Here is a 23,453-nt window from a genome sequence, read left to right on the forward strand (position 1 = left end):
ATGCCGAGCACGGCGATGCAGGCACCGAGAATCGCGCGCGCATTTGTTCAGTAAGTATCACAACAATCGTTCGGTGAATTTCTGTAGGAGGACTGCGATGCCGGAGGTTCGAGCCGGAGCACGCCAGTACCCGATGGCGCGAGGGCGCTGCCCGTTCGACCCGCCACCCGAGCTCGGCCGCAGGCAGCGGGAGGAGCCGGTGTCCAAGGTGCGGATCTGGGACGACAGCGAGCCGTGGCTGTTCACCCGATATGCGGATATCCGCGCGCTGCTGGCCGATCCGCGCGTCAGCGCCGATTCGGCCCGGGACGGGTATCCGGCGCAGTCGGCGGGCATCAAGGCCCATCCCGACCGGGCGAAACTGTTCATCACGATGGACAACCCGGAACATGCCGCGCAGCGTGGGCTGCTCACCGCGGACTTCACCGTGCGGAAGATCGAACAATTGCGGCCGCGGATCCAGCAGATCGTCGACGATCTGATCGACGATCTGCTCGCGGGCCCGAAACCGGCCGACCTGGTGGAGTCGTTCGCACTTCCGGTGCCCTCGCTGGTGATCTGTGAACTGCTCGGCGTGCCGTACGCCGACCGGGCCTTCTTCCAACGGGTGAGCAAGGTTCTGACCGCGAGCCATACGCCCCCGGCCGAAGCGCGCGCCGCGGTGGAAACACTGCTCGACTACCTCGGTGGGCTGGTGCGGGGCAAGCTCGCCGACCCGGGCGACGACGTGCTGAGCCGGCTCGCGACTGAACAGGTCGCCACCGGCGCGGTGACGGACGCGCAGGCGGCGTCTATGGGGCTGCTGCTGCTGGTAGCCGGGCACGAGACGACGACCAACATGATCGCTCTGGGCACCGCCGCGCTGCTGGAGCATCCGGATCAGCTCGCCGCCGTCCGCGACGGTGACGACGCACTGGTGGCGAACGCGGTCGAGGAGCTGCTGCGCTACCTCACCATCTCGCACAGCGGACGGCGGCGCGTAGCACTCGAGGATCTGGAGGTCGGCGGGCAGCGGATTCGCAAGGGCGACGGGCTGATCACCGCGGACAGCGTGGCCAACCGCGATCCGGCGCAGTTCCCCGAACCCGACCGGCTCGACGTGACCCGCGAGGCAGGCCACCACCTAGCGTTCGGCTACGGCATCCACCATTGTCTCGGCCATGCGCTCGCGCGGGCCGAACTGCAGGTGGTCTACCGCACGCTCTACCGGCGGATCCCGACGCTGCGGCTCGCAGTTGCGCTGGACGAAATCGAATTCAAGCACGACATGGTCGTCTACGGGGTCCACGAACTCCCGGTGACGTGGTGAACGGCGTGGCCCTCAGCTGTCCGGTGTTCGACCGCTCTACGGCCGAAGAAGAGTTCGAGCCGCTCCAAGCGAGAACACCAGATTTGCTCGCTCCGCCGAGCGTGATGGCTCGCAACCCCTCTGCTACGAGGCCGTCGGATGAGTTCACGAGCACCTCTCAGGTGTGCTTGCGAAGCCTTCGGCGCCGACCATCTCGTGCCGGGCAGCGACTTTCCGCACTACTGGCGGTCGAGTCCTACCGGCGTACGTTCGAATACATCGAGGAATCCCGATTGCCCGACCACGAAATCGAGCAGATCCTCTACCGCAACGCGTCGGCTCTCTTCGACTTCGCCACGGACCTCTGAGCACGACAGGCAACAGCAAAGCATGCGATTCGCATTCGGGACCGCCACCCAGAACACCACCTTGGTCTCGCGTTCACGCAGACAGGTGCGGTTGGGGCGGGAACTGCAGTTCGCCGATTCCGTGGCTGGGCCGGCGCAGCCCGCGTCGAGCGGCGGCACCTCTGGCGAATGCACTCACTGGTCGCGCGGCTGATCAGTGAGATCGATTGCGGCACAGGGTGTCCGCTCATCAGCGGAAGACGTTCTGTGTCGCACTCGTCCGTGCTGGCTTCAGTCGGAACGGGTGAGCGATAATGCCGCGGAGCGCGCGTTCCGAGCGGACGGTGGCCGGCCTCGAACTGGTCGACCACCAACGCATCTGGAACGTCCGCCTCTGGACCCGATCCTGGCCGGGATCAAGTCCTAGCACCAGTGTTAAGTAGCCGATGAGCGGTGGTTTCACCCCTAGCCTGATGTGGATCCTTCGTTCCGAGTGCGTTCTGCAAGCAGGTCGGTCTGTCCCTGATGGACATGCAGAGCGGTTCCGAGGAAGTCGAGAATGAGGTGCAGCTGGTCGCTGTCGTAGCGTCCGAGCGCTGCCGCCCCGGCTCGGCCCACGGGTTCGAAGATGAGTTCCGCCATGCGCCGCGCGTCCGCGGTCGGCTCGATGAGCACCCGCCGCCGATTGCCCGGATCCTGTGCACGCGAGACATATCCGGCCCGTTCGAGCCGGTCGATGACCGTGGTTGTGGCGGCGGGACTGAGACGTAACGCCGAACTCAGCTCACCTGCGGAGAGAGGCCCGCGCCCCAACACGATGTCGAGGCACCGCATATCGGTGCGATTGAGGCGTAGCCGCGCGGCTACGGCCTCGTCGAAGGCATCGAAGCTGCGCTGCAACAGCCGCAACTGCTGCCCGATCTCGCTGATGATTTCATCATCTTTCGACATTCGAAACTTCCTGTTATCGTTTATTTCGATAGTCGAAACGATAGCATCGGAGGCTCCGCTCGTGAACCAGACTCCCCACACCACCGACGACATGGCCGTCAAGGAGGTGTTCCAGCAGCTCCAGCGGACCTGGACCGCCAATGACGCACAAGCCTTCGGCGCGCTCTTCACCGAGGACTCCGACTACGTCTCCTACGACGGGACCCGCGCTATCGGTCGCAATCAGCATCAGCACAACCACGACCAACTGTTCCGTGGCGTCCTGGCCGGATCGGCGCTGACCGGCGACCTGGAGTCCATCCGCTACATCACCCCGGATGTAGCGGTCCTGTACGGCACCGCCTCGGTACTCATGCCCTGGCGCTCGCGCCTGCCGAAGCGGCGGCTCTCCCGGCAAACCCTTGTGCTGTTACGTACCGAAAACGGCTGGAAAATTACGGCAATTCACAACGCGCGGGTCCGCCCGGTCACCGTGCCAGGGCCGAGTTCGTTCCCGGCCAAGATGTCTCAGCTCATGGCGCGGATCGCCCGCACACTCGGACTGGGCCGTCGAATCGCATGAAAACGGTGGCCGTCGACGCTGCTCCGAACGCACTCATCTGCCGCATGTCGCGCTGACCGAAGCGGCCGGCGCGGTGCAGCGGAAGATCAACTCATGGGTGTTCAACGGGCTCGAAACCTCGCGCAGCGATCGGCGCGAAGTCATCGAGTCCGTTGAGTCGTGTGTTCTGTGCTGCCCGGATAAGCCAGCGTCCCGCACGTTGGACAAGCACCGCGGTGATCAGGCCCCGACGGTCCTCGGCTGCGGTAGCGCCTGGCAAGACATGCTCGGGCCAGGCCCATTCGGTATGTACCAACATCCCCTCGGGACCGAGCCGATGGACTCCGACAACCGTTTGGCTGTAGTTTTTCTTTTGCGCCAGAACGGATTCGGGTACATCCTCGTGGCCGCGCACATTCTCCTCCCGCGACCTCCACCACACCCCACGGTGGGTGATGAAGTCACAATCCTCGGTGAACAGCTCTCCCCATTCCCGCATCTGGTGTCGAACCCAGAGCTCCGTATAGCGATCGAACAGTTCTCGGATCACCTCGATGTCGTCGTCCATGCTTGAATCGTGAAACATCAACCATGGTCGAGGTCAAGGCCTTGTCGTACGTGTTGGTATTCAAGTGCACGTCCGCGTTTGCCGCGACCCTGGCGTTGGTCGGCCGTCCAAACAGGTTGGCCGACAGCGCTTCCGGGTGCGCGGCAATGCCGAATTGAGGATGTTTGAGGGTCGCATGAACGGCCCTCATCGGGCGGAACCTCGATTCTGGGGGGTCAGGCGGAAACCAGCGTCGGTCAGGTCTAGGACCTCGGCGCCGGCAGCATTGCTCTGCACCGAGGCAATGCCCTTCTTGGCTGCATCTACGACGAAATTCGGCCGAAGATGCCGCGCCGCAGAAGGTTTCAGCCCCAGCGCACTACGTACGAAAGGGTGCGCCATGAGCCTGGTTCGGTTCTGGGTCCGCCGAGGCTGAGGCAGGGTCCACCGATGTCGCTGGCGAGTTGTGGATCTGGACCTCGTGACGAGCGTTCGCTTTCCGCGTCGCGTGAGGCTAGCTGCTGCGTAGCGGTGTCCGATTTCAGGACTGCCTGATCGGCTGCGCTTCGGGGGTAGAGACTGGCCGTGCGGTCCTTACACCTTGGTTGCTGGCTTCGCATGGGTTCGGGAAAACGTGCTCGATGAGACACGCCGAGACGTCGATCCTTCGTCCGAGATGGACCAGCGACCGTCCCGTTATTCAGATGAGGCCACTCGGTCGGGTATGGGGAGTGGTTCTGGCTGGTTTCAGCAAATCTCTCGCGTGGCTCATCTGGGTCGCGGGTGCGGGCGGGTGGGGCGTATATGCCCACATGCGCACGTGTTGAACGCGGGAAGTGTGCTGGGAGGGGGTTGTATGGCGCATCTGCGTCAGGGGTGGGAGCGGTGGGCTCCCGAACGTGACATTTGTGACACAAATGCCGCGTTGCGGCGGTGCGCGAGAGGGGACTTGAACCCCTATTCGCGGCGCCACTGAGCACAATGTGTGTTTAAGCAGTGGTCAGATACGTCGCTGAAGCGTAGCACGGAGATTTTGTGGAGTTCTCCATGCTCGGTATTGTGTTGAGCTGTATTGGGTTTCGGTCTCCCTTCTGAGGTAGCTGGCTTGCCGCGTGCTTAAAGTATCTGACGGTCACTTGTTTACGAAGTGGTCCAGTCCGCCTTCGAGGTAGAGCAGAATCGGTTGCTGCGTGCTGCGTGCTGCGTGCTGTGGTTGGTGGTGCTGGTCGCCGCAGTGCGATCGGCTCGGTATGTCGGCTGCGAACTCTGCGTTGGGTGCATAATCGGTGCCGTCTCATCGCCTCTCGAACAGAGGTGGTTTCGGCGAATCTGAGTGTCGGTCTGGCCTGATCTGTCGCTGGTGCAGGACTCGTCAGCCGATCTGGTTGAGCGCGTATGGTGTGTGACCATGCCTTCGGGAGGTATCTCAGCGGCGTACGGGTTCAACTATCAGTATCTGGCGACGGCCGTCTACGTATTGCGGCGCCTGCGTGACGATCTCAGTTTGCTCGCCCGGACGGTGCTTGTGGTGGAACCTGATTCGGTGAGCGCTACGGGTGTGGCGGATGACATCGTGGACTTCGCAATAGAGGTCGACGGCGAGGCCGTTGAGCGGGTTCAGGTAAAGGCGTCACGTAGTCCTGATGAGCGGCCGCTGCAACCGGCGGAGGCGCGGGATGTATTCACCCGTCTCTGTGGCGACGACTCTTGTTCTGCAGTCCTGCTGACGAACAGGCCACTGTCGAAGGGGCTTCGCGGCGTATGCACCCACGCGGGTGACACTGCCTACGGTTCATCATTCCGCTGGCGGCCGGACACTGGTGGCGCATCAGGGATCTCTCAGCAGTGTTCGGCATCGATCGTTGTTGATGGCCGCTCGGCAGGTGCGCTGGGACAGGAGTTGTCTCAACTAATCCGGGAGTTCCGACGTGACCGGGCGCTGAGCCAGGGACTGACGTCGTCACAGCTACTGGGCGCGATCATCCGACACCACATTTTCGAGGCGGCGGCAGGACTGCGACCCCAGCGCATCCCGGCCCTTGAGCTGGTCACGCTGCTGTCGATGCCTGATTCGCGAATCGCGCACGTGGCGGGAGCGTTCGACTGGGGTGTGCCGATCACCGGAATTCCCAGTCTTCCGGCCTCGGTTCCGAGGCTCCAGATACTTGACGACTTGACCTCATCTCTTGGCGGCACCACCGCTTCACGTGCTCCGACGATCGGTGTGCTGGTCGGACACACGGGCACCGGCAAGTCGGTGATTGCTGCTGACTACTGTCACATCAACGCGCATTCTTACGAGTTCATCTGCTGGATCGATTGCCGCGATGAAGGCCTCATCGAGGCCCGAGTTCGGGACATCACAGCACAATTGACGAACACGGCCGTCGTGCCCGGGACCGAGATCGCCCCACTGTTCACGGGAGCCCTTGGGCGTCATCGCGGTCCATGGCTCCTTGTGTTCGACGGCGCTGCCGGATGTCGAGACATCGAGAAGTACTTGCCGACCGCGGGCAATGGATCGATTCTGGTCACCTCCACTAACAGCCTTGGGTGGTGGACGTCCGCCCACACGGTGACGGTTGGCGGGTTCTTGCTGCCTGAGGCGATTGCATGTTTCGCGGACTATGCCGGGATCGACGAGTCGGATGTGCCGACCGTGGCGGGAGCGATTTCAACGATCGTGGACAGGCTTGGCCGTATTCCCCTCGCGGTCAGCATGGCAGGGATGTACTTCCGTAACTCGGCAAGCGATATTCATGAGTTGGTTCCCGGCTACTTCGAGGCGCTGGATGCTCTGCAAGACGATCTCGCCATACCGCCTGGCTACGACCGGACAGCCTTTGCCGCCATTCGCTACGCTGTCGACAACCTCGGCAAAGGCACAAGTTCGCCCCACGCACAGGATGCGAAAGCTGTCCTGTACTACGGGTCTCTGCTCTCGCCTGAGCTGATCCCGCTGAACATGATCATTGCGGTATGTCGACTGTCGGGCCATACCGATCTGGTCGATATGGCGAAACCTGTTGCGGCCGAACAGGTGCTCGTGCGCGGGATCGTCAGTGTTCTACGGACACAGACGATTGCACATAGGGAGATGGGTGTCGATGATCTCGGCAGGAAGACTCTCGCCAGCGACACGATCGTGATTCACCCACTGGTCCATGAGATCCTGCGGTCCACCTACCTGCACACCCTTCCTGCTGGGCAGTTGCAGGTAGTCGCGGCGGCCTTGATGTATTTCTTGGTGCCATGGCTCGGCTGGATGCGAACACGCGGCGAGTTCTTTGCACTCGAACAGCTTCGAGTCCACGCCGATGCGTTGCTCGGTGTCGTAGAGGAGCGTGAACCGCTGACAGCGCTGACTCCACAGAACGACCGTGTGTACAAGCACCTGAAGGCGCTGCTACTCATGGAACTCGGCGCATGCTTCGCGAGCACAGCTCGTTTCGATGAATCGACAAAGCTGGCTTCGCGGGCAGCGCAGCTGCTGCTCAGCATGCCCGATGAAAAGGGCGCCCGCGCACTCGCGATGAAGTCAATGGCCGACATCGTCGCCGACCTCTCCTACGCTGGGGTAGCACCAGAAGGGCTCGCCGCCACCAGTGAACGATTGGTCCCCATTGTCGAGGCCGCGGAGAACAGCGGCCACGCTGGGATCAGAGCATTGGCCTATGAGCAGGCCGAGCAATCATTGCAGATGGTCCGGCGGACCCGCCCGTACCGGGAATTCCCTCCGCTGCAACAGATAGCGGCCGGATTCGAAAGCGTCGCGGCACGCAACCCTGAGCGGAACGCCAGTGTCTATGCGCTGATGCAGCAGGTCAACGATCTGACGCAGCAACGAGCTTTCACCGAGATACTTGCACTGGTTCCACGGATGCGCGCCATGGACACCTCCGTGTATGACCGAGTGACCTTTGACGCCATCGAGGTGGTCGCCCAACTCCACACCGGCGGATATGACACGGCAACAAGAGGTTTGGACACACTGCTCGATCTTCAGCCGACTGGCAATCATCTTGCGCTGCAACTCCGGTTCGCACTGCGGAAGATTGCCGAAGCTCTCCACGAAGTGCTGCAGAGATCCGAGCCTCCGGTAGCGCTGCGCGACTATCTGGATCGGACTGTCGGTCGCGTCCGAGAACTGGGCTGGCAGCTGCGAAACCCCAGTGATGAGGAGTAAAGCCGTCGGCGCGGGAGATCCGTGGTGCAGACCCCGGTCGCCGCATGGCAGCGACCGGGGCGGTACTCAGTAGCTGTTTGCCGCCGCGAGAGCGGCATCGGTGAGGAGTGGGTGGGGTTCTTGCGTGAGTGTTGCTAGGGCTGTGGCGATTGGCCGATGACATCGGTGACGCCGAACAGGATTGTTGAAGAAGATCGCTGCCGACGCGGTTGATGCGTTCCTCGCTCCACATCACCGCTGCGACGATTTCGCGCTCGACTCGGACTACCTACGCAGTGTTCTGTGAGACGGCAATCGCCGCACCAACCAGGTCGCGGCCGGCACGCTCGATCAAAGTGCACGCGGCGATGGGAACGACGTAATGACCTAACCCTCACCGAGGACGTTCACACTCCCACCGAGCTCGGGTCGATGAATTCAGCGCACCAGCAGCACGCCGAGGCCGACCAGGAGCAGTGGAATCAGCACCGCAGCGCTGACCATGGCGAGCATCGCGCCGCGGCCTGGGCGTTGCTGAGGCTCGAACCCTGCCGCGCCGGCGGAGTAGATGGTGTAGGGCGAGGCGTAGTGGAACAGGACCGGCCCGCGGGTGGTGTCGATGTCGAGCCAGGCTTTGCCGACCTGCCAGAAGGTGTACTGCGAGTACAGCATTACGCGGTATCGCCCCGGCGGCACCATCACATGGTTGCGTCCCCGCGCCAGCGAATACCGTACCCCGTAGCCGAAGTCGGCCACCGTGGCCAGGCGTCGAGAGCCTGCCGTGATCGGCGCGCTTGCTTCGATGACGACAGCTACCGCCGGTCCTGGCGCGGCGGGCTCGAGGCGAGGTCGAGTCCCCGGGGTGAACATCCTGCGAGCTTATCGACTGCCCGTCCTACCATGGAAGTGATGGCTTCCCAGTGGCGATGGGCGAGTAAGCAGTGCATCATTCATGAGGTTGGCTTTGACGTAGGTGGCGGTGCTGCGGGTTCGGGTCAAGTGGCCGACGAAGTCGCAAACTGACTGCGAGATAAGGGATCAGCGAGACAAGCTGGAGAAGCCCGCTCGATTTGGGAGACCGGGACAAGTGCTGACCGACGGGCTGGGTCAGCTCGGATTTCTGGTCGCGTGGCGTGCCCATCGCCACAATACGGCGGTGAGCGCCGTGGTGGCGGTGAAGCCTACCGGGACAACGATTCCAGCGGGTGCCATCCCGTATGCGGGCAGGGCAGCGACCGGCCAGAGCGGTGGAAGCGGCGTCAGTGCCCAAGCCAGGTGTGGGCCCAGCGCCCACGCGGCCGCGGGTATCAGGGTGAACAGTGCTGCGGCTATTTTGGCGAGGGCCAACGCGCGGACGCGGTCGGCGGCGGCCCCGGCGAGGAACAGCACGAATGCGGGAGCTAGCGCGGTGGCGAGTAATGCGGCACCGGCCAGCGGCAGAAGGGGCTCGTCGGCAAGTCCACTGAGTGGCACGGCTATGGTCAATCCGATTCCGGTCAGTGCTGCGGCGGTGCCTGCACGGTAGGCGAGGTAGGTGCCGGTGCCCAGCGGTGAGGTGCCCAGCAGTGTGACCGCGCCCTCTTCGCGGTCTTCGGCCGTGCGCAGCGAGACCAAGCCGCCCATCATCATCGGCACGTGGAGCAGGACCAGTGTCGCGAGCAGAACTGGGTGTAGCCGATCCAGATAGATGCCGGTTCGCGCAACAAGGGGGGGTCTCGGCCAGTAGCGGCACTGCGTATCGCAGGCCCAGGGCGGTGACGAAGGGGCCGGCGAGTAGTGCCCAGGTCATCGGGTCGCGGGCGGCGCCGTGGAGGTCGACGCGCAGGAGCGTGCGCAGTGGCGATCCGGACGGCCACCGCTGGGGTGTCGGGGGTCGTCGGAGCCGACGGTGGCTCTGTGGTGTTGCCAAGGTTCCGGCTCGGGACAGCGCCCACCGTGCGAGCACGCATGCTCCCGCCGCACAGACGGTGGCCCATCCGGCGAGAACAGCGATCATGGCTCCGGTCAGTGGCACTGCCGCCGGGTCCAGTCCCCAGCCGACGAGCATGTGCGCGGCAGAGGTGGGGGCCAGGTAAAGAAGCGGATGATCGACCAGACCGGTAGCCAATGGCAGGGCGGGCACCAGAAGTGGCCCGAGTGCGAACGGGATGGCGGCCACGACGTCGGACAGGCGACGGGCACCGGCGCACGCGGCCATGGACAGCGCACACAACACGACGGTGAGCAGTGCTGTTCCTGCGACTGCGGCGCCAACACCGAGGATCGGTGCGTCGGGTCTGGTGGCGAGCGCGATCGGGACCGCTGATGCCATGGACACCATGGTGAGCACGCTTAGTCGCGCGGCCAGGTACTCGCCTACCCCGAGGGGGCTGACGCGCAGTGCGGCCCATGCGCCGATGGTCCGCTCGCCCAGCAGTAGGAACACCGCGAAGAGCACGCCGAATCCTGCGGTGTCGAGGAAGAGGATCAGTGTTGAGCTCGGCACTGCTGCGGATGGCGAGCATTCCCAACCACAGGACTGCGGTGATGGTGGCGGCGGCGACCGCGAGCGCACCGAAACGCTGCAGTATCAGGGTCGTTCGAGTGATCGGGTAGGACATCAGCAGGTCCAGGGTGCCGGATTCCTCGTCGGCGGCGGTGGCGCGAGCGCCGGTGGCCGCGCCGAAGAACATCGCCAGCAACGGCACGATCAACCCGAACACGGTCGATCTCAAATAGCCTGGTGCGGAAGCGATATCGTCCATCCGCAGTGCCTCGCGCAGTCCCGCAGGCACGTTCTGGACTTGCTGCCCACCGTTCTTCGCCATCTGCGGATAGAAGCTCGCATACATCACCGGGGCCAGGGTGATGCCCGCGGTCCAGCCGATCAGCGCGCGGCGGCCCTCGCGCAGGGTCTTGGCCAGGATAGTGACGGTCATATCGGTCGAAGTCCTTGTCGTTGTGAGGAGAGGGTCTTGGGGTTCACGCCACCGAAATGGCGGGAGTGTCGTCTCCGGCGTACTGAGCGTGGAAGATCTCGTCGAGGTGGGCTTCGTCGGTCCGCAGCGAAGTGACGGTGTGCTGTGCGGCGGCCTTGATGACGGCGTCGGGTGCGCCGATCACGCGGGCGCGCAGGATTTTCCCAGTGTCGTCGAGAATTGGGTCCGCGATGCCGGGCAGGCCCCGGAACTGCCCGAGCGACACGGGGGCGGCGAACTCGATCTCGATGCGCCGCACCGCGGACGCGCGCAGATCCGCGACGGTGTCCAGGGCGACGAGGCGCCCTGCGCGCAGGATGGCGATGCGGTCGGCGACGGCTTCGACCTCGTCCATGATGTGGCTGGACATGAACACCGTCTGCCCGTTGCCCGCGGCCTCGAGTACCAGATCGAGGAAGGTCTGCTGCAGTAGCGGATCGAGCCCGGAGCTCGGTTCGTCGAGGATCAGCAACTCGGGGTGGTGCATGAAGGCTTGCACCAACCCGACCTTCTGCCGGTTGCCTTTCGACAGAGTCTTGATCCTCGCGTGCTGATCCAATCCGAGCCGTTCGGCGAGGTCATCGATGCGCGCGTGCGGCACGCCGCCGCGCAGGGCGGCGAGGTAGTGCAGGCATTCGCGGACCTTCTGGCGTCCGTCGACGACGAAGTCGCCAGCCAGGTAGCCGACGCGGCGGCGCAACTCGACTCCGTCGCGCAGCGGATCGAGCCCGAGCACGGTGGCCGCGCCACTGGTGGGGCGGATCAGATCGAGCAGCAGCCGGATGGTGGTCGACTTGCCCGCGCCGTTGGGGCCGAGGTATCCGAACACCTCGCCAGCGCGGACGTCGAGGGTCAGCCCGGCCAATCCGCGGCTGGTGCCGTAGGTCTTGGTGAGGTCACGGATCTCGATGGCGTTGTCCATGACTCAGAATCTATCGAACTTTCAGATATTTGTGAAGATTCAGAGTGTTGGAAGGTGTTCGGTATCGTCTGCCGGTATGGACTCCTCACAGCAACTCCGCGACGCGGCCGAGAAGCTGGCCTTGATCCTGGCTCAGGGCGGCATGCAGAAGGCGACCGCCCGGGTGATGACCGCGCTGCTCTATACCGAGCAGGCGACGATGACGGCCGCGGATCTGTGCGAGCAGTTGACCATCAGTACCGGCGCGGTCTCGACCGCGATCAAGCAGCTCATCCAGAACGGGCTGATCGAGCGGGTGCCGGCGCCGGGCAGCCGCCGTGACCACTTCAGGTTCGTCAAAGGCGCTTGGGCGACGCTGATGTCACAGCAGAACGCGATGTACGCGGTGATGCGCGGGGCCGCGCAGGAAGGGCTCGACGTGCTGCGCGAGGAGTCGGTCGCGGCTGGGCGTTTGCACGAGATGCAGGACTTCTACTGGTATATGGAACGAGAAGTGTTGCCGCTCATCGAGAAATGGCGTCAGCAATACAACGGCGCGTAGCGGAGACCATCGAGTCCCAGCGCTTTCGGGTGTTGCCATCGGTGTTTCGGTGCTGAAATGTCCGAGTCCGATTGCGCCCGAGCGGCATCAGATCCGCCGTCCAGGTCGATAATGTAGGGCAAATCCCTTGCTGGAGGACCATGCCCGACAATGACGTTGCGCGGTGGGCGAGTGAACTGCCGTCGACAAGAGGTGGCACCGAAGACTACGCCGCGACGAGTATGCGCATCCGATCCGAGAACGCGACAAAATCGATTGTCACCGCCACGATCACCGGCGACCCGCAGCGAATCGACCACAGTCGTCGGCGCGAAGCACGTGTGCGCTGGGTCGGCCCGACCGGCTCGGGCACGGCGGTCGTTGCGGTGCCGGTCAAGTCGGTGCGCGGCGATGAGATATCGGTGTGGCTCGGGCCGGGCGGGGACCCCACCGCCGCGCCCGAGAAGCTCGATGCGGCGGTGATGGAAGGCGTCGGCGCCGCTCTGGCTGTTCTGCTGATTACTGCGGCGGGCGCGGTGGGGCTGATCGGGACTGTTGGTTGGGTACTCCTGCGTCGCCGTGGAGCCGATTGGGAAAAGCAATGGCTGCGGGTGTGCACTCGTATTCGCGAAGAAGGGCGGTAGCCGGCGCTTGTTCGTGGACGGGTTGGGTGACATGTCGTCACCTACGAGTCGCGCGACTCGGTGTCATTGCGCCGGTTCATATTTCGGCGATCTCCTGAATCTTCTTGCTTGGCCCTCGGTAGCCGACATCAGCAGTTGTTTTCTCGACATCGGATTCGGCGGCGCGGGGCGGTATGGGACACCTGGTCGGCCGCGAGGAGCGACAATGGCCCGTGCACAAAGTACGTTGTGGCGTGCGTGTCGATCCCTGCGACGAGCGCCGCCTTGCGCTGCCGCGACCGCATCGTTGAACCCCGAGCGACAGCAGAACGCCTATCGCGGCGGCAACGGTGAGGTCGACGACCGCGTGACCGGAGGATGCAAGGACGACCACGAGATCATCGCCGGCGATCGCACCAGACTGCCACCCGACGTCGCGACGATATTCTTCGTCGCCACTTCGTGCTCGGATAGGGCTTCGATTCTATCGAGAATGCGTTCAGCCGCTTGATCGATGGTGTCTCAGGTGCCGAGGTCGACTCCTACGATTTGTCTGGCGATTGAGCGAACTGGGCAGTCTGCTATCCGGCATGAACGCTACTCGTCTAGTTTCCGGTGTAAGTGCACACTGTTAGCTGTATTCTGCATCGCGATGGTTAACTATGGTAATCGCCGCCGGTTCAGCTATTTTCTGGCAAGTTTGATGTGCTTAGCTGTATCGGCTGGTGTATACAGCGCGGCGGTCTTGAATTATCCACCCCCGTGGAACAACCCCAAGCCTGAGGGCTCACTGACATCCCGCTCCTCGGCGCTGCGTGTCCTGGTGAATCAACCTCAGGCTCAGGTACAGATGGGGCTGAAGTTCAATATGTTCAAGGCTGATGCTATGACTGCCTTTACCGAAGTGACGTTCTTCAATATCCCTGATCCCGAAAAATTTCGTTGGGCTCTAATAGGCACCGGCGCGATGCGGTTCCGGGCTAAAATGATACCGGTCCCAGACGGAAATCCCCAGGCGACTTACGACAAGCTAGAGGCTTTCACTGACGCCTATGTCGATACCGCACCCGCTAGTTGGACGCCAGCTGATGTCTCTAGCTGTCCGAGCGAGGCTGATCTGGACAAGAAGATAAATAGGCCACCGCTGGGTGCAGTTTCAGCTGTCGCCGGCGGACTGAGTTGGTCCACGCTGGTCGACAGTGATGGGTGGTCCCCTATTGTTGCCAACAACCTCACCGTTCAGCTCATCTTCCCCGAGGTAGTCCCCGAAACCACCCTGACCTCGTCTACTTGGACCACGGGCCGTATCGGCGACGAAGCGGTAGATTTTTCGCAGGGCGGACTGCATTTCTATCGACCGGAATGCGTTGCGATGTACGGCTTTGAGCTGAAATCTCCCGAAAAAAGGGTCAATCTGTCGGCTACCTTTTATGACACCACAGGCTCGAAAGAGCTGGCAAACGCCGATCCGCCATCGAACTCCAATGTTCATGGCGAATGGAGCCGCGACGAACCTTTCATAATTGTCGCCCGTTTCGAGGATTCGAAATGGAAGAGCATTCGTGATGCCATGATATTTTTCGCCGGTGTGATCGGCGGCTTGTTTGCCAGCATGCTCGTCGGCGGCATCCAAGCTCGCGACCAGACGTAATCCACGTACGCACCTTTGATCCACTCCGCTCGCCCAATTCCTGCTGCGGGTCGAGAGCGACATCCACCGTCGCCGCCGCCTTGGCACCGAAGGCGCTGGAATCCCTGACCCGCGACTGGGCCCGCACCCGGGAGGGCGCGACTTCGGTGCTCATCCGTCAGGCATCAAGACGGTGGATACGATCCGCCTGGTCCGCCCTGGAGCGGGTTCGTTGCTGGAGAACCGGGTCAGTAGTTGACCCAGCGCGGTGACGAACTCGGTGAATTCCTCATCGGAGAGCAGCAACGCGGATTGACGGAACGCGATGCCGTCGTGCTCGGGCGCAATCTGTTCGCGGGACAGATAGCGGTCCAGGTCGCCGGCCAACCCCGCGACGAACACGGTGAACATCGTCCGAAGCTGTTCGGGATCGACACCCTCCGCACCCTCATCGCTGGCACCGGAGCCGATCGCATACGTGCGTTCGACCGTACCGCGGATGCGGCGTTCGGCCACGACGGTCAACACCCCGGCTTGTACGAGCACACTGACATGGCGATACAGGGTCGTCGCGGCGACGTCAGGTAGATGTTCGGCCAGCTCAGCCGTGGTGAGCGTGCGCCCGATCAGCGCCTGCACGATTCGCCACCGCACCGGTTGATGCAATAGTTCGGCCAGCGAAGGGCGACTCGAAGGCATTGCCATTACTCCCAGAGTTGGTAATAATACTGATGTCGGGAACATTCTAGGTTTGCTGGAGGAAAAGTGGCTGCAGTGTATGTGGATCAGGAAACCGTACGTATCGAGCTGGGGTGGTGGGAACGCATTTTCGCTGGTCAGCGCAAGCGGCTGATCGTGCCGGTGGCATCAGTGCTCGAGGCTCGGCGGGTCGATCGGCCGACCAAATATTCCGCCACGCCAGGCGGCCGTGCAGGTGTGGTGGTCACCGGCGTCGTGAAGATCGGACGCTGGGGAATCGGGACGCGCACGTCAGTGTTCGTGAGCGTGCGCCGGTCGATTCCCGCGCTCCGGTTGACTTTGGACAAGTCAGCCGCAGAGGAGTTGGGATACGACGTCATCCTCGTCAGTACCCCGCAGGTCGACCGACTCGTCGGCTCGCTCACCAACGCCGCCGTGCCCGGCGCGACTTTCGGATAGTCACAAGCGGGTGCGGTCGCTGGTGCCGGTCGCACCGCCTGCTTGGAACGACGAACTGGCCGCTGAGAGCAGCAGTAGCGCGGTCATCGCCTGGAAGGCGCCGAAGACCGGGGTGGGCGCGGCGACGCGGGCCAGTTCGGCGATCTGGGTGGTGTCGTCGTGGGGGATGCCGATGCCCAAGCGGACGGCTTGGGCGGTCAGCCCGAGGGTGATGGTGCCGACTACGCCGAGGGTCAGCCACAGCGTCACCTGCCCGAAGCGACGTCGACCCGGGTCGACGAGCTGGCCGAGCTGGGCGATCGCCGAGGGCGGTGCTTCGATGCCGGTGGCCAGTGCCATTGTCACCGGAAACGCCAGAGCCACGGCCAGCAGCGGTGAATGCCCTGGATCGGCGCTGGTGGTGCCGGTTGGATGCGCGTCGGCGAATATCCGAATCCCAAAACCGCGACGGCCAGTCCGATGAACGCCACGGTCATCACCGCGAACACCGTGCGACCCAGATGCCCGAACCAGGTTCCGCCCGCAACGGCCGCCACCAGTAGCAACGCGATCGGCACCCGCCACGGCGCCAGCGCAGGCGCGAACGCGATGATCGCCGACGCGCCCGCGGCGGAGCTGATGGCAATAGTGAGCACGAAATCCACGATCAACGCGCCGATGGGCACGAACGCCGCATCTTCACCGAATGCCTCCCCGGTTGCCGCGGCCGCGCCACCGCCCTACGGGTAGCGGGCGACCAGTTGCTGGTAGTTGACAATGACCAGCACCACGATCGCGACAATTAAGCCCATCGTGGGCAGCAGGAGCGCGAGATCGCCGTGCAGGGCGCGCAGTGCGGCCTCGATCGGGTAGGCCACCGACGACACCGGATCCGCCATCACGGCGAACGCGAACGCGAACAACAGCACCGGTCGGCTGTGCATCAGCGATCGGCGCGACCGTGTGGATGCGCCGTCCGGAATCGACTGCATCGACTGGCCTTTCACGAAGCGGGCATGGCGCATTCATCGCCGACCAGACTTCCCGGCACACCAACGGTGGACCCTACCAACCCGCGTCTCGATGCGCCGCTGATCTCAGCGGTTGTCGCTGATGGCGTTCGCCTGGCTGCGCCTACTACGACCACAAAGTGCGCCACGAGGCGCTTGATATTCGAGGGGAGGTGCAAGACCTTTGCCGCCTGGTCGTCGCACGACCAGGTTGAGGGTGGGAGCAGCCTGATCCGGTGAGGGCGGGAAGCAGCTCCGACAACGCCGGGACGTGCCAGCAGCCAGATGGTGCGGGTCCGGCTAGCGAGGCCAGAGGGTACAGCGAGAGCGAACCAGTGGTTGACGCCCCGTAAGCGGGGTACCGGCTCAAATCCGTTGGATATGGGCCGGGATGCATTGCGCGGCTGCTGTTTTGCGGAGAAGCCGACTTCGTTGCCACTCCTTGGATCCTCACCAAACCCTGACCTGTCGATTCCGGTGCGATCCTGGATCTGACCGGGGAATCGACAGCGGTGTGCGGAGTTCCAGCGCTCCCGTTGTTCGTATCAAGGCTCTCGAGAATCCATCGCTTGTTGAAGGCGATAGCTCGCCGCCGCGAGGATTGCAGACGTGTGTGCACCCATCCTCGCGGTGGGTAGCAACGAATCATGTTGTGGCAGCAGTGGTTGCCCAACCACGGCACGCGCCAGTTCGGATACGAGTTGCCGAGGAGGTGGCGGGTAAGTCATCTCCTCGGCAGCGCCGAGCCGAGCCTATGTGCGTCCCAAAAAACAGCTCCCGATCGGCCGCGCGCGGCATCGAGCTCCGAGTTCGTCGACAATCCGCCGGGGACGGCCCCGGGAATGTCCGACTTCCTCAGCAAACGTGCACATCGGCTTACTATTGCGCGTTCTGTGGACGCGGCCATCCCGCATGACACGCTCGTCAGTGACGTCAGATTTCGCCGGTGCCAGCTGATCTCAGCTTCGTCGTCTGACGTCAGGACTCACCGTAAGCGACGCCGGAGTTCACCGCTCTAGCCATGGGAACCCCGATCAGGCGTTGAGCCCCGATGAACGGCGTGTTTCGTTCGTGAATGCCTTGCTCCCACTCCATTGGAAGCTACCGTTTGCCGGGCTTGGCTCGTGTCCTCGAATGTCTTCTGCCTCATCGAGTATTGGAAGGGAATCTGCGTGTTGGCGCCCAAAAGTAGAATCCGATCGGTCATGAGGGCGGTGTATCCGGTTGTGGTGGTGTTGTTGTTGGTTGTGTCTGCCGCTGGTGCCGGGTTCGCGGACCCGAGCATCGACAAGGACCAGACGATCGAAACCCCTGAGGGATGGGCGATTTCGGTCGCGAAGACCGAGGAGAATCTGGACCGGGTACCGCCGTTGAACGCCGCCGCGTTCTCTCGTGAGGCGTTCTTTTCCGCTACTGCTAGCGCGGTGATCGGTGGGCAGGGCCGTACGCCGGTGCGCGCGGGTGTGCTCGCGCTGGGGTTGATGATCGGCTGCAACACCGACGTCTCCTCCGGGCTGACCCTCGGTTTGAACGCCAATCTCGGCGTGAACCTGGGTGCTAACGGGAACGGCACGCTGTCGCAGTCCCCTTCCGGTGGAGGCGGTCTCAACGCCGGTGCTAACGCGGGCGTCGGCGGAAATGTCTCGGTGACCCTGCGGCCGGGCACCATCACCACCGTGACGTTGGCGTCCAAGCCGATCGCCGCCGCGACGGGGGACTTGGCGCTCAAAGCGGTGGCCTTGCATGTGGATTCCTGTATCGGGCAGGTTGCGATGCGCTCGATCGCCTCGCTCACCGTCACCACCGCCACCCGCGATGACTCGGTCACCGTCTACGGCGAACCCCAGTCGTTCTAACCTCCATCGCCAATCCGTCGGGTGACCGGATTGCCGCAAGCGGTAGGTGTTGTTGCTGGTCACAACCCCGGATCAATGCGATAGCATCAGCGAATTACCGATCTTGATCGGCGTTCGCGTGAACTGCTCTCTCCGCATTCCCCGGTTCGGTGACTCCTGCAACGCAGGAGAAGGGAGCACGGCCCGTGACCACCGCAGTGCCCTCAACAGATCCTGCTGACCTGCTACGAAGCCGCATGCGAACCAACCCGGTGCCGACTCCTGGAGGATCGCATTCGCCACGGCGGCGGCATATCGTTGCGACCGTGGCGCTTGCAGCAGCCCTATGTAGCAACACCACCGTGGGGTGGTCGAGCCCTGCCGCAGCGCAGCCGATCTGCATTCCCTCACCGATGGTGTCGTGCCCACCTCCACCCCCGCAACCGCAACCAGCGCCGGGGCCCCCTTCGGCGGCCCCGGTGCCTCCGCCGGCAATACCGACGGCACCCAGCCAGCCCGGCCCCGGCGGAGGACCCAACGGTGGTGCCTACATCCCACCAGCACCCGGCCCGTACAACGGCACTCCTATCGTGCCGGTCCCCGGAGCCACCGAGCCCGTCCTGCCCGGCAACGAGCCACCCCCGCCGACCGGCGGGACGGAATCGAACCCTCCAGAGATGTCGCCAAGTCAGGCACCAGCCGCACCGGGTGGAAGCCCGGAGATTCGACCGGTGAGCGGAACGGTTACCGACTGTGGTTACGTCACCTGCTCTTACTACCTGACCAGGTCGCAAGTACGGTGGCTCTATAAGAATATCAACGCTTCACTTGGCGCCGGAATAGGCATCAGCGCCGCGATTTGTGGCGCCATGGCTGTAATCGGCGGCCCCCTGGCGATCGCCTGCGTGGCCTATGTAGCGATCTGGGGCGGTCGGTTGATGGATGCCGTCAATCAGGCCAAGGAAAGAAATGCCTGTGTAAGAATCCGCACGGTTGCTAATGATAACTTCGAGACGCTGGTCATCACTGGAATCTATGTCGATAACTCGGGATTTTGTCATGATTCGTGACAGGAGGGGGCAGACGTGGAAACGCGTCGCGCTGGTGGCAATCTGCTTCATCATTATCTTCTCCTCAGCCGGCATCGCATACTGGGCCGGTGCTCGTTCGTGGCTATACACACTGATCGTTTTACTCTCCACAGCCGTTGCGATGGGCCTCTGGTACGCGGCCATTAGGGTGATTGGAGCTAGAAATGGAAATTAATAGGACTGCTTTGGCGACGATTGCCGCACTTGCGAGTATCGCAAGTCTGACAGGGTGCTCCGGCGGCACATCGGCCAACGATAAGAACGACGATGGCCCCCTGCGCACCGCGTACGACAAGTACCTCACCGCTTTCAATGCACAGAACCTCGACGAGATAGCCGCCTCGAGCTGTGCAGAATACGCCGACATGCTCAAGAAACCCCGTGACGGCAAGTCTGCGGAGGAACTTATCAAAAAGGACTTCCAAGCCGACGGAAAGATGATCCTCGACAATTTTGTGAGCCCGTTCATTTATCAAAATGAGGGGACCGCCGCGATTGTAACCCACTACGAGAACGACCAGAAGAACGGCGCTGTCCTGCCTAATCCGCCGATCACATACCGGTTCAAGAAGGAGAACGGGGACTGGAAATTCTGCGGTGCTCAACCGATTGCTGCGCCTTCCTCGATCCCGGAACCCCGGTGACCGGTGAGGCGTGGGCCCGACACGATCGAACTGCCCGCGAATCGGCTTCTGGCGGGTGAGGGGCCTTCGCTGCGAGTTAGCCGTCCGCGAGCTTTGTTGTGTGCCAACCGTTCTCTGCAGCTGCTCAGTTCGGGATCGGTGGGCCGGGGTCCAGTCCCATCGCTTCGCGCGCCTTGCGGATGAAGTAAAATCCGCCGCGAGCGGTTTCGCGAGCGACTCGAACTTGACCGAGAGTAGTGGCCGAAGCCAATTGGGTACGTGCGGTATTCAGCCGGTCAGCTGCCTCGCCGAGCAAGTCCACGGCAGCGGCGTCATCGGCCGCGAGTTCGGCGAGTTCGCTGCCCGTCCGGTCGAGATAGCGATGGACCTCTTTCTTTGCGTCGGCTACCCGGTCCGCGTTTCCGGACCACTCCCGCGAGATCCACCACATGGCCAGCGCGAGAATCGCAATGACAAAAACAAGGAAAAGTAGGCGACCCATGCCTCGGAGCGTACGGCCAACCCTCCGACCGCTGACGGGCCGGCTCGGCAGATGTTCGATCGGCCTTTGTCCGAGTGCGCGGTGATGCCGCCGTGGACTGGAGTCGGCCGGGCACGTGTCAGAACAATCCGACAGTGAATCCCTCGTCGGACACACCCCGATAGCGTGGGCCGGCGAATAGCCGCAGGCCTTCGTCGAGCCGCGGAACGAGGCCGTGTGAATCGGGGACGTCGCCGAACGGCACCCGGTATCCATCTCGGACTCGGTGGAATTCCCACAGTCGCTCCATCTCTGGATGGCGCTGCCGGAAACCGGGGTCAGCGGGGAACAAGTCGAGCCGCACCATCGCCGAGGAGACGACTTTCCTCGGATTCCGATTCACCGTCCGCGATACCGAGATGGCCGCTAATTCGGGCCAGGCGATCGACCATGAGCTACCGCGCGGGTCGATCCATCGCACTCCGGTCTGATCGATCATCAGCGAACGAGGGCGAGTGAGCACCCGCCACAACAGCACACCGGTCAGGGCGATCAGCAGCAGGAACCCGCCGACGGCCACGGCGGCGACCGCTACCCCGGGGCCGCCGGACACCCGGCCGGTCAGCCCGGCCGCGACGCCGAGCACCCCGAGCCCACCGCAGACCGCTATCGCGGCTGCGGACTTCGCCCTGACACCGTGTGCCAGGTCGATCACTACCGGTGACGTCTGCTGGTGATACACCCCTGCAGCGTATGTGCCGGAACCCCGGTTGCTGCCGCCAGCAACGACAAGTCGGATATCAGTCGTTGCGATGGTGCAGCCACCATTCTCGTAGGGTCTGCACATCTCGGATGAACGCCGGATCCGGCACCGAGGAAGGGGCGAGTGGTGCGACGAGGATCTTTTGGCGGCCGTCGGTGAAGATCAGCATGGTCCGCAGATGTCGTCCTCGATTGATGGCCCGTACGTCGGCGACGGTGTGCCAAGGGTGGAACCTGGTTCGGATCTCACGGTTGATCAGCCCACGATCGGTCAATCCGACCTCGGCGGTCCGATAGACGCGCCGGATGAGCAAACCGGTCACGGTCTGGGCGATCCCGCACAGGATGAACATCCCCGACAGAATGATCAGGACGCCATCGTCGGCCCTCGCGTCGGTGGCACGCACAGCGAGTTGGCCCGCGCCGACGAGGACTTCGAGGATGCCGATCACGACCATGGCCCAAACAGCTCTGAGGTAGCCAGAACCCAACCGCCTCCGGAAGCGGGGCTCTGCGGGCTCGATCGTGATCTCCGGTTCTGCTTGCGGTGTATCGCGACATCGGAACTCTAGCGGTGTTAGTGGCGGGACGATCGATGGCACCGAGTGGGGCTGCGCTGAACGGATTCGGATGTTCAGGGCCCGAATGAGTCTGTCGCACAGGCGGATCCACATGTTGTCTTCGGCCGGCTCGGTGAAGTCGGTAAGTACCTGCCGCGTCGAAGGGGCTGATCGCACTTGTGGCCGGTCGAAATTCGAGGTCGTCGGCGATCTGGAGAGTTGGGCTTTGGAGGCGACCGATTGTGTCGGTGCCACATCGGGCGAGCGCTGGCCCTAGCGGAGACACGTAATCGCTCAAAGACGGATGCGGCGCCACCGATGGCGCAGTCTGAACCGCCCCGACTTTTCGGCCAGGCTTCGTGGTTGAGTCATCACCGGCTGGGATGGGTGTTGTTGAGCTAGTAGGCGGCTTCGTACTCGGCGGGCGGGGCATGGCCGAGCACGCTCTGCAAGGCCGCCATGACCTGGAAGGCCAGCAACCTTCCCGACTCCACCGTGAAGATGACGCCGGGCTGGTTCGGCGGCGAGCAACCTGGCTGCTTCCGGATCGAAAAAGATTCTCGAGATTGATGGAACCGATCAGGGACGAGCGGCGTCCAATCTAGTGACACAACAGATCTCGGACTTGGAAGGCCAGATGAAGACCATCCGAACCGCCGTACCACGGCCGCCAGCGATCATGCGCCGCTGTGCAAGCGGACGGACGCAATGCAGACGTGCTGTGGCGCAACGATGTTGCGGGGTGGATTCAGCCATGGCCTAGGCCGAGGGCTGGCGATGGAGATGGACACTGAGGGCTTCTGCTTACCGGGCTCCAGGTAGCCGCAGCGCGGCGACACGACCGCCTTCTTCAATACCGAAACCCGCTGAGCTACTGAAACATCCGGAGCATCCCGTATGGCGCTGTAGGCAAGAGCACCCGCGAAGTAGCAGGGCACAAGAACTGAAAAAATTAGTGATGATGGAACCGGTTCCGAGGATGAAGCGTCTAACCGTATAGAACAGAACGCAACTCGGAAGCGACCATTCACGACATGAAACCCCGGTTAGTAGGGGCCCTAAAAGCCTGGTGTTGGGGAGCTGCAACTCCCCAACACCCGGAGCTGCGCGCATGTGCAGCCGTTCGCAGTAACAACCAACCGATAGGAACTCGCAATGAACCGCATCCGCAAGGCTGTCGCCGCAAGCTCGATCGTACTCGCCGGGGCGGGGCTCGGCTCGATCTCGACCACATCCGTAGCTCAGGCGACCCCTCTGGGTTGCACGGCAGGGTATCTTGCGTTGGGAGCGTCAGCCCTGAGCGCGCCCGCAGCGACCACGGGCGTTGGCGCTGGAGCTGTCCTCTTGGGCGCGAGCTCCGCGACCGCGGTGATATTCGACCAGTGTGAAATGTTCCAAGAAGGTCAGGTCATCGATATTCCCGCAGGAGCCACTTGCTACGCGATCGATACCAGGGCGGTGGT

The 23,453-nt window shown here is 63.1% G+C and carries 24 protein-coding genes; 11 read left to right on the top strand and 13 right to left on the bottom strand.

Going from position 1 to position 23,453, the window contains the following annotated elements:
• The first annotated feature begins 97 nt into the window (after window positions 1–97).
• Window positions 98–1,309: a cytochrome P450 gene (locus tag AB0M22_RS17485; protein ID WP_364727331.1), complete on the top strand. Its 1,212-nt coding sequence runs from the start codon at window positions 98–100 to the stop codon at window positions 1,307–1,309.
• Between the two features lie 167 nt (window positions 1,310–1,476).
• The gene (locus tag AB0M22_RS17490; RefSeq protein ID WP_364727333.1) at window positions 1,477–1,656 is read left to right on the top strand and encodes a hypothetical protein; all 180 of its coding nucleotides are present in this window, start codon (window positions 1,477–1,479) and stop codon (window positions 1,654–1,656) included.
• A 444-nt stretch (window positions 1,657–2,100) separates the two neighbouring features.
• On the opposite strand, the gene AB0M22_RS17495 is transcribed toward AB0M22_RS17490, so the two are convergent.
• Window positions 2,101–2,679, bottom strand: coding sequence for a MarR family transcriptional regulator (locus tag AB0M22_RS17495; protein ID WP_364727336.1), 579 nt, complete (start codon window positions 2,677–2,679; stop codon window positions 2,101–2,103).
• Here AB0M22_RS17495 and AB0M22_RS17500 point away from each other — a divergent pair.
• Window positions 2,648–3,148 carry an SgcJ/EcaC family oxidoreductase gene (locus AB0M22_RS17500; RefSeq protein ID WP_364727338.1) on the top strand — a complete coding sequence of 167 codons (501 nt, stop codon included), beginning with the start codon at window positions 2,648–2,650 and terminating at the stop codon, window positions 3,146–3,148. The genes AB0M22_RS17495 and AB0M22_RS17500 overlap by 32 nt on opposite strands.
• 91 nt (window positions 3,149–3,239) lie before the next feature.
• Here the strand turns inward: AB0M22_RS17500 and AB0M22_RS17505 are convergent, their stop codons facing one another.
• On the bottom strand, window positions 3,240–3,695 hold the full coding sequence (locus AB0M22_RS17505) for an SgcJ/EcaC family oxidoreductase (protein WP_364727341.1): 456 nt from the start codon (window positions 3,693–3,695) through the stop codon (window positions 3,240–3,242).
• A 1,312-nt stretch (window positions 3,696–5,007) separates the two neighbouring features.
• On the opposite strand from AB0M22_RS17505, the gene AB0M22_RS17510 reads away from it, so the two are divergent.
• On the top strand, window positions 5,008–7,860 hold the full coding sequence (locus AB0M22_RS17510; RefSeq protein ID WP_364727344.1) for a hypothetical protein: 2,853 nt from the start codon (window positions 5,008–5,010) through the stop codon (window positions 7,858–7,860).
• 417 nt (window positions 7,861–8,277) lie between these two features.
• On the opposite strand, the gene AB0M22_RS17515 is transcribed toward AB0M22_RS17510, so the two are convergent.
• The 4 genes from AB0M22_RS17515 to AB0M22_RS17530 all read right to left on the bottom strand — a co-directional run bounded on the left by AB0M22_RS17515 (window position 8,278) and on the right by AB0M22_RS17530 (window position 11,718).
• Window positions 8,278–8,709 carry a hypothetical protein gene (locus AB0M22_RS17515; RefSeq protein ID WP_364727346.1) on the bottom strand — a complete coding sequence of 144 codons (432 nt, stop codon included), beginning with the start codon at window positions 8,707–8,709 and terminating at the stop codon, window positions 8,278–8,280.
• Between the two features lie 237 nt (window positions 8,710–8,946).
• On the bottom strand, window positions 8,947–9,474 hold the full coding sequence (locus tag AB0M22_RS17520) for a hypothetical protein (protein ID WP_364727349.1): 528 nt from the start codon (window positions 9,472–9,474) through the stop codon (window positions 8,947–8,949).
• Complete coding sequence (locus AB0M22_RS17525) at window positions 9,465–10,757, bottom strand: ABC transporter permease subunit (protein WP_364727352.1); 1,293 nt, start codon at window positions 10,755–10,757, stop codon at window positions 9,465–9,467. The genes AB0M22_RS17520 and AB0M22_RS17525 overlap by 10 nt, the downstream gene beginning before the upstream one ends.
• Window positions 10,758–10,800: 43 nt before the next feature.
• Complete coding sequence (locus tag AB0M22_RS17530) at window positions 10,801–11,718, bottom strand: ABC transporter ATP-binding protein (RefSeq protein ID WP_364727355.1); 918 nt, start codon at window positions 11,716–11,718, stop codon at window positions 10,801–10,803.
• Between the two features lie 76 nt (window positions 11,719–11,794).
• Between AB0M22_RS17530 and AB0M22_RS17535 the strand changes: the two genes are divergently transcribed.
• From AB0M22_RS17535 to AB0M22_RS17545, 3 genes are all read left to right on the top strand, one after another.
• The gene (locus tag AB0M22_RS17535; RefSeq protein WP_364727357.1) at window positions 11,795–12,259 is read left to right on the top strand and encodes a MarR family transcriptional regulator; all 465 of its coding nucleotides are present in this window, start codon (window positions 11,795–11,797) and stop codon (window positions 12,257–12,259) included.
• Between the two features lie 140 nt (window positions 12,260–12,399).
• Window positions 12,400–12,882 (top strand): hypothetical protein, encoded by a 483-nt coding sequence (locus AB0M22_RS17540; RefSeq protein WP_364727359.1) that lies wholly within the window; start codon window positions 12,400–12,402, stop codon window positions 12,880–12,882.
• 631 nt (window positions 12,883–13,513) lie between these two features.
• Window positions 13,514–14,512, top strand: a complete 999-nt coding sequence (locus tag AB0M22_RS17545) for a hypothetical protein (RefSeq protein WP_364727362.1) — start codon at window positions 13,514–13,516, stop codon at window positions 14,510–14,512.
• A gap of 150 nt (window positions 14,513–14,662) precedes the next feature.
• Here the strand turns inward: AB0M22_RS17545 and AB0M22_RS17550 are convergent, their stop codons facing one another.
• Window positions 14,663–15,190, bottom strand: coding sequence for a helix-turn-helix domain-containing protein (locus tag AB0M22_RS17550; RefSeq protein WP_364727364.1), 528 nt, complete (start codon window positions 15,188–15,190; stop codon window positions 14,663–14,665).
• A 66-nt stretch (window positions 15,191–15,256) separates the two neighbouring features.
• Between AB0M22_RS17550 and AB0M22_RS17555 the strand changes: the two genes are divergently transcribed.
• Window positions 15,257–15,649: a hypothetical protein gene (locus AB0M22_RS17555; RefSeq protein WP_364727366.1), complete on the top strand. Its 393-nt coding sequence runs from the start codon at window positions 15,257–15,259 to the stop codon at window positions 15,647–15,649.
• Here AB0M22_RS17555 and AB0M22_RS17560 read toward each other — a convergent pair whose 3' ends face one another.
• The 3 genes from AB0M22_RS17560 to AB0M22_RS17570 are packed head-to-tail and all read right to left on the bottom strand — an operon-like array spanning window position 15,650 to window position 16,572.
• On the bottom strand, window positions 15,650–15,994 hold the full coding sequence (locus AB0M22_RS17560; protein ID WP_364727369.1) for a hypothetical protein: 345 nt from the start codon (window positions 15,992–15,994) through the stop codon (window positions 15,650–15,652).
• The gene (locus AB0M22_RS17565) at window positions 15,991–16,314 is read right to left on the bottom strand and encodes a hypothetical protein (protein WP_364727372.1); all 324 of its coding nucleotides are present in this window, start codon (window positions 16,312–16,314) and stop codon (window positions 15,991–15,993) included. The genes AB0M22_RS17560 and AB0M22_RS17565 overlap by 4 nt, the downstream gene beginning before the upstream one ends.
• Before the next feature lie 54 nt (window positions 16,315–16,368).
• Window positions 16,369–16,572, bottom strand: a complete 204-nt coding sequence (locus AB0M22_RS17570) for a hypothetical protein (protein WP_364727375.1) — start codon at window positions 16,570–16,572, stop codon at window positions 16,369–16,371.
• Between the two features lie 1,271 nt (window positions 16,573–17,843).
• Here AB0M22_RS17570 and AB0M22_RS17575 point away from each other — a divergent pair.
• The 3 genes from AB0M22_RS17575 (at window position 17,844) to AB0M22_RS17585 (ending at window position 20,208) form a co-directional block, all read left to right on the top strand.
• Window positions 17,844–18,494 carry an MspA family porin gene (locus AB0M22_RS17575; protein WP_364727378.1) on the top strand — a complete coding sequence of 217 codons (651 nt, stop codon included), beginning with the start codon at window positions 17,844–17,846 and terminating at the stop codon, window positions 18,492–18,494.
• 710 nt (window positions 18,495–19,204) lie between these two features.
• Window positions 19,205–19,543 (top strand): hypothetical protein, encoded by a 339-nt coding sequence (locus tag AB0M22_RS17580; protein WP_364727380.1) that lies wholly within the window; start codon window positions 19,205–19,207, stop codon window positions 19,541–19,543.
• A 185-nt stretch (window positions 19,544–19,728) separates the two neighbouring features.
• Window positions 19,729–20,208, top strand: coding sequence for a hypothetical protein (locus tag AB0M22_RS17585; protein ID WP_364727382.1), 480 nt, complete (start codon window positions 19,729–19,731; stop codon window positions 20,206–20,208).
• 124 nt (window positions 20,209–20,332) lie between these two features.
• Here AB0M22_RS17585 and AB0M22_RS17590 read toward each other — a convergent pair whose 3' ends face one another.
• The 3 genes from AB0M22_RS17590 to AB0M22_RS17600 all read right to left on the bottom strand — a co-directional run bounded on the left by AB0M22_RS17590 (window position 20,333) and on the right by AB0M22_RS17600 (window position 21,888).
• Window positions 20,333–20,689, bottom strand: a complete 357-nt coding sequence (locus AB0M22_RS17590) for a hypothetical protein (protein ID WP_364727385.1) — start codon at window positions 20,687–20,689, stop codon at window positions 20,333–20,335.
• Between the two features lie 118 nt (window positions 20,690–20,807).
• On the bottom strand, window positions 20,808–21,410 hold the full coding sequence (locus AB0M22_RS17595) for a hypothetical protein (RefSeq protein WP_364727388.1): 603 nt from the start codon (window positions 21,408–21,410) through the stop codon (window positions 20,808–20,810).
• A gap of 58 nt (window positions 21,411–21,468) precedes the next feature.
• Window positions 21,469–21,888: a hypothetical protein gene (locus tag AB0M22_RS17600; RefSeq protein WP_364727391.1), complete on the bottom strand. Its 420-nt coding sequence runs from the start codon at window positions 21,886–21,888 to the stop codon at window positions 21,469–21,471.
• Between the last annotated feature and the right edge of the window lie 1,565 nt (window positions 21,889–23,453).

Origin of the sequence: Nocardia sp. NPDC051756, from assembly GCF_040681495.1 — a bacterium.
In the GTDB taxonomy this organism is placed as follows: Bacteria; Actinomycetota; Actinomycetes; order Mycobacteriales; family Mycobacteriaceae; genus Nocardia.

What these genes read in the sequence shown, in the direction of transcription:
- AB0M22_RS17525 (WP_364727352.1), bottom strand. Translation starts at nt 10,757, where the DNA reads ATGACCGTCACTATCCTGGCCAAGACCCTGCGCGAGGGCCGCCGCGCG.
- AB0M22_RS17575 (WP_364727378.1), top strand. Translation starts at nt 17,844, where the DNA reads ATGAGGGCGGTGTATCCGGTTGTGGTGGTGTTGTTGTTGGTTGTGTCT.
- AB0M22_RS17495 (WP_364727336.1), bottom strand. Translation starts at nt 2,679, where the DNA reads ATGTCGTCGGTGGTGTGGGGAGTCTGGTTCACGAGCGGAGCCTCCGAT.
- AB0M22_RS17515 (WP_364727346.1), bottom strand. Translation starts at nt 8,709, where the DNA reads ATGTTCACCCCGGGGACTCGACCTCGCCTCGAGCCCGCCGCGCCAGGA.
- AB0M22_RS17545 (WP_364727362.1), top strand. Translation starts at nt 13,514, where the DNA reads ATGGTTAACTATGGTAATCGCCGCCGGTTCAGCTATTTTCTGGCAAGT.
- AB0M22_RS17585 (WP_364727382.1), top strand. Translation starts at nt 19,729, where the DNA reads ATGGAAATTAATAGGACTGCTTTGGCGACGATTGCCGCACTTGCGAGT.
- AB0M22_RS17600 (WP_364727391.1), bottom strand. Translation starts at nt 21,888, where the DNA reads ATGGTCGTGATCGGCATCCTCGAAGTCCTCGTCGGCGCGGGCCAACTC.
- AB0M22_RS17485 (WP_364727331.1), top strand. Translation starts at nt 98, where the DNA reads ATGCCGGAGGTTCGAGCCGGAGCACGCCAGTACCCGATGGCGCGAGGG.
- AB0M22_RS17540 (WP_364727359.1), top strand. Translation starts at nt 12,400, where the DNA reads ATGCCCGACAATGACGTTGCGCGGTGGGCGAGTGAACTGCCGTCGACA.
- AB0M22_RS17550 (WP_364727364.1), bottom strand. Translation starts at nt 15,190, where the DNA reads ATGCCTTCGAGTCGCCCTTCGCTGGCCGAACTATTGCATCAACCGGTG.
- AB0M22_RS17570 (WP_364727375.1), bottom strand. Translation starts at nt 16,572, where the DNA reads ATGCACAGCCGACCGGTGCTGTTGTTCGCGTTCGCGTTCGCCGTGATG.
- AB0M22_RS17530 (WP_364727355.1), bottom strand. Translation starts at nt 11,718, where the DNA reads ATGGACAACGCCATCGAGATCCGTGACCTCACCAAGACCTACGGCACC.
- AB0M22_RS17535 (WP_364727357.1), top strand. Translation starts at nt 11,795, where the DNA reads ATGGACTCCTCACAGCAACTCCGCGACGCGGCCGAGAAGCTGGCCTTG.
- AB0M22_RS17590 (WP_364727385.1), bottom strand. Translation starts at nt 20,689, where the DNA reads ATGGGTCGCCTACTTTTCCTTGTTTTTGTCATTGCGATTCTCGCGCTG.
- AB0M22_RS17505 (WP_364727341.1), bottom strand. Translation starts at nt 3,695, where the DNA reads ATGGACGACGACATCGAGGTGATCCGAGAACTGTTCGATCGCTATACG.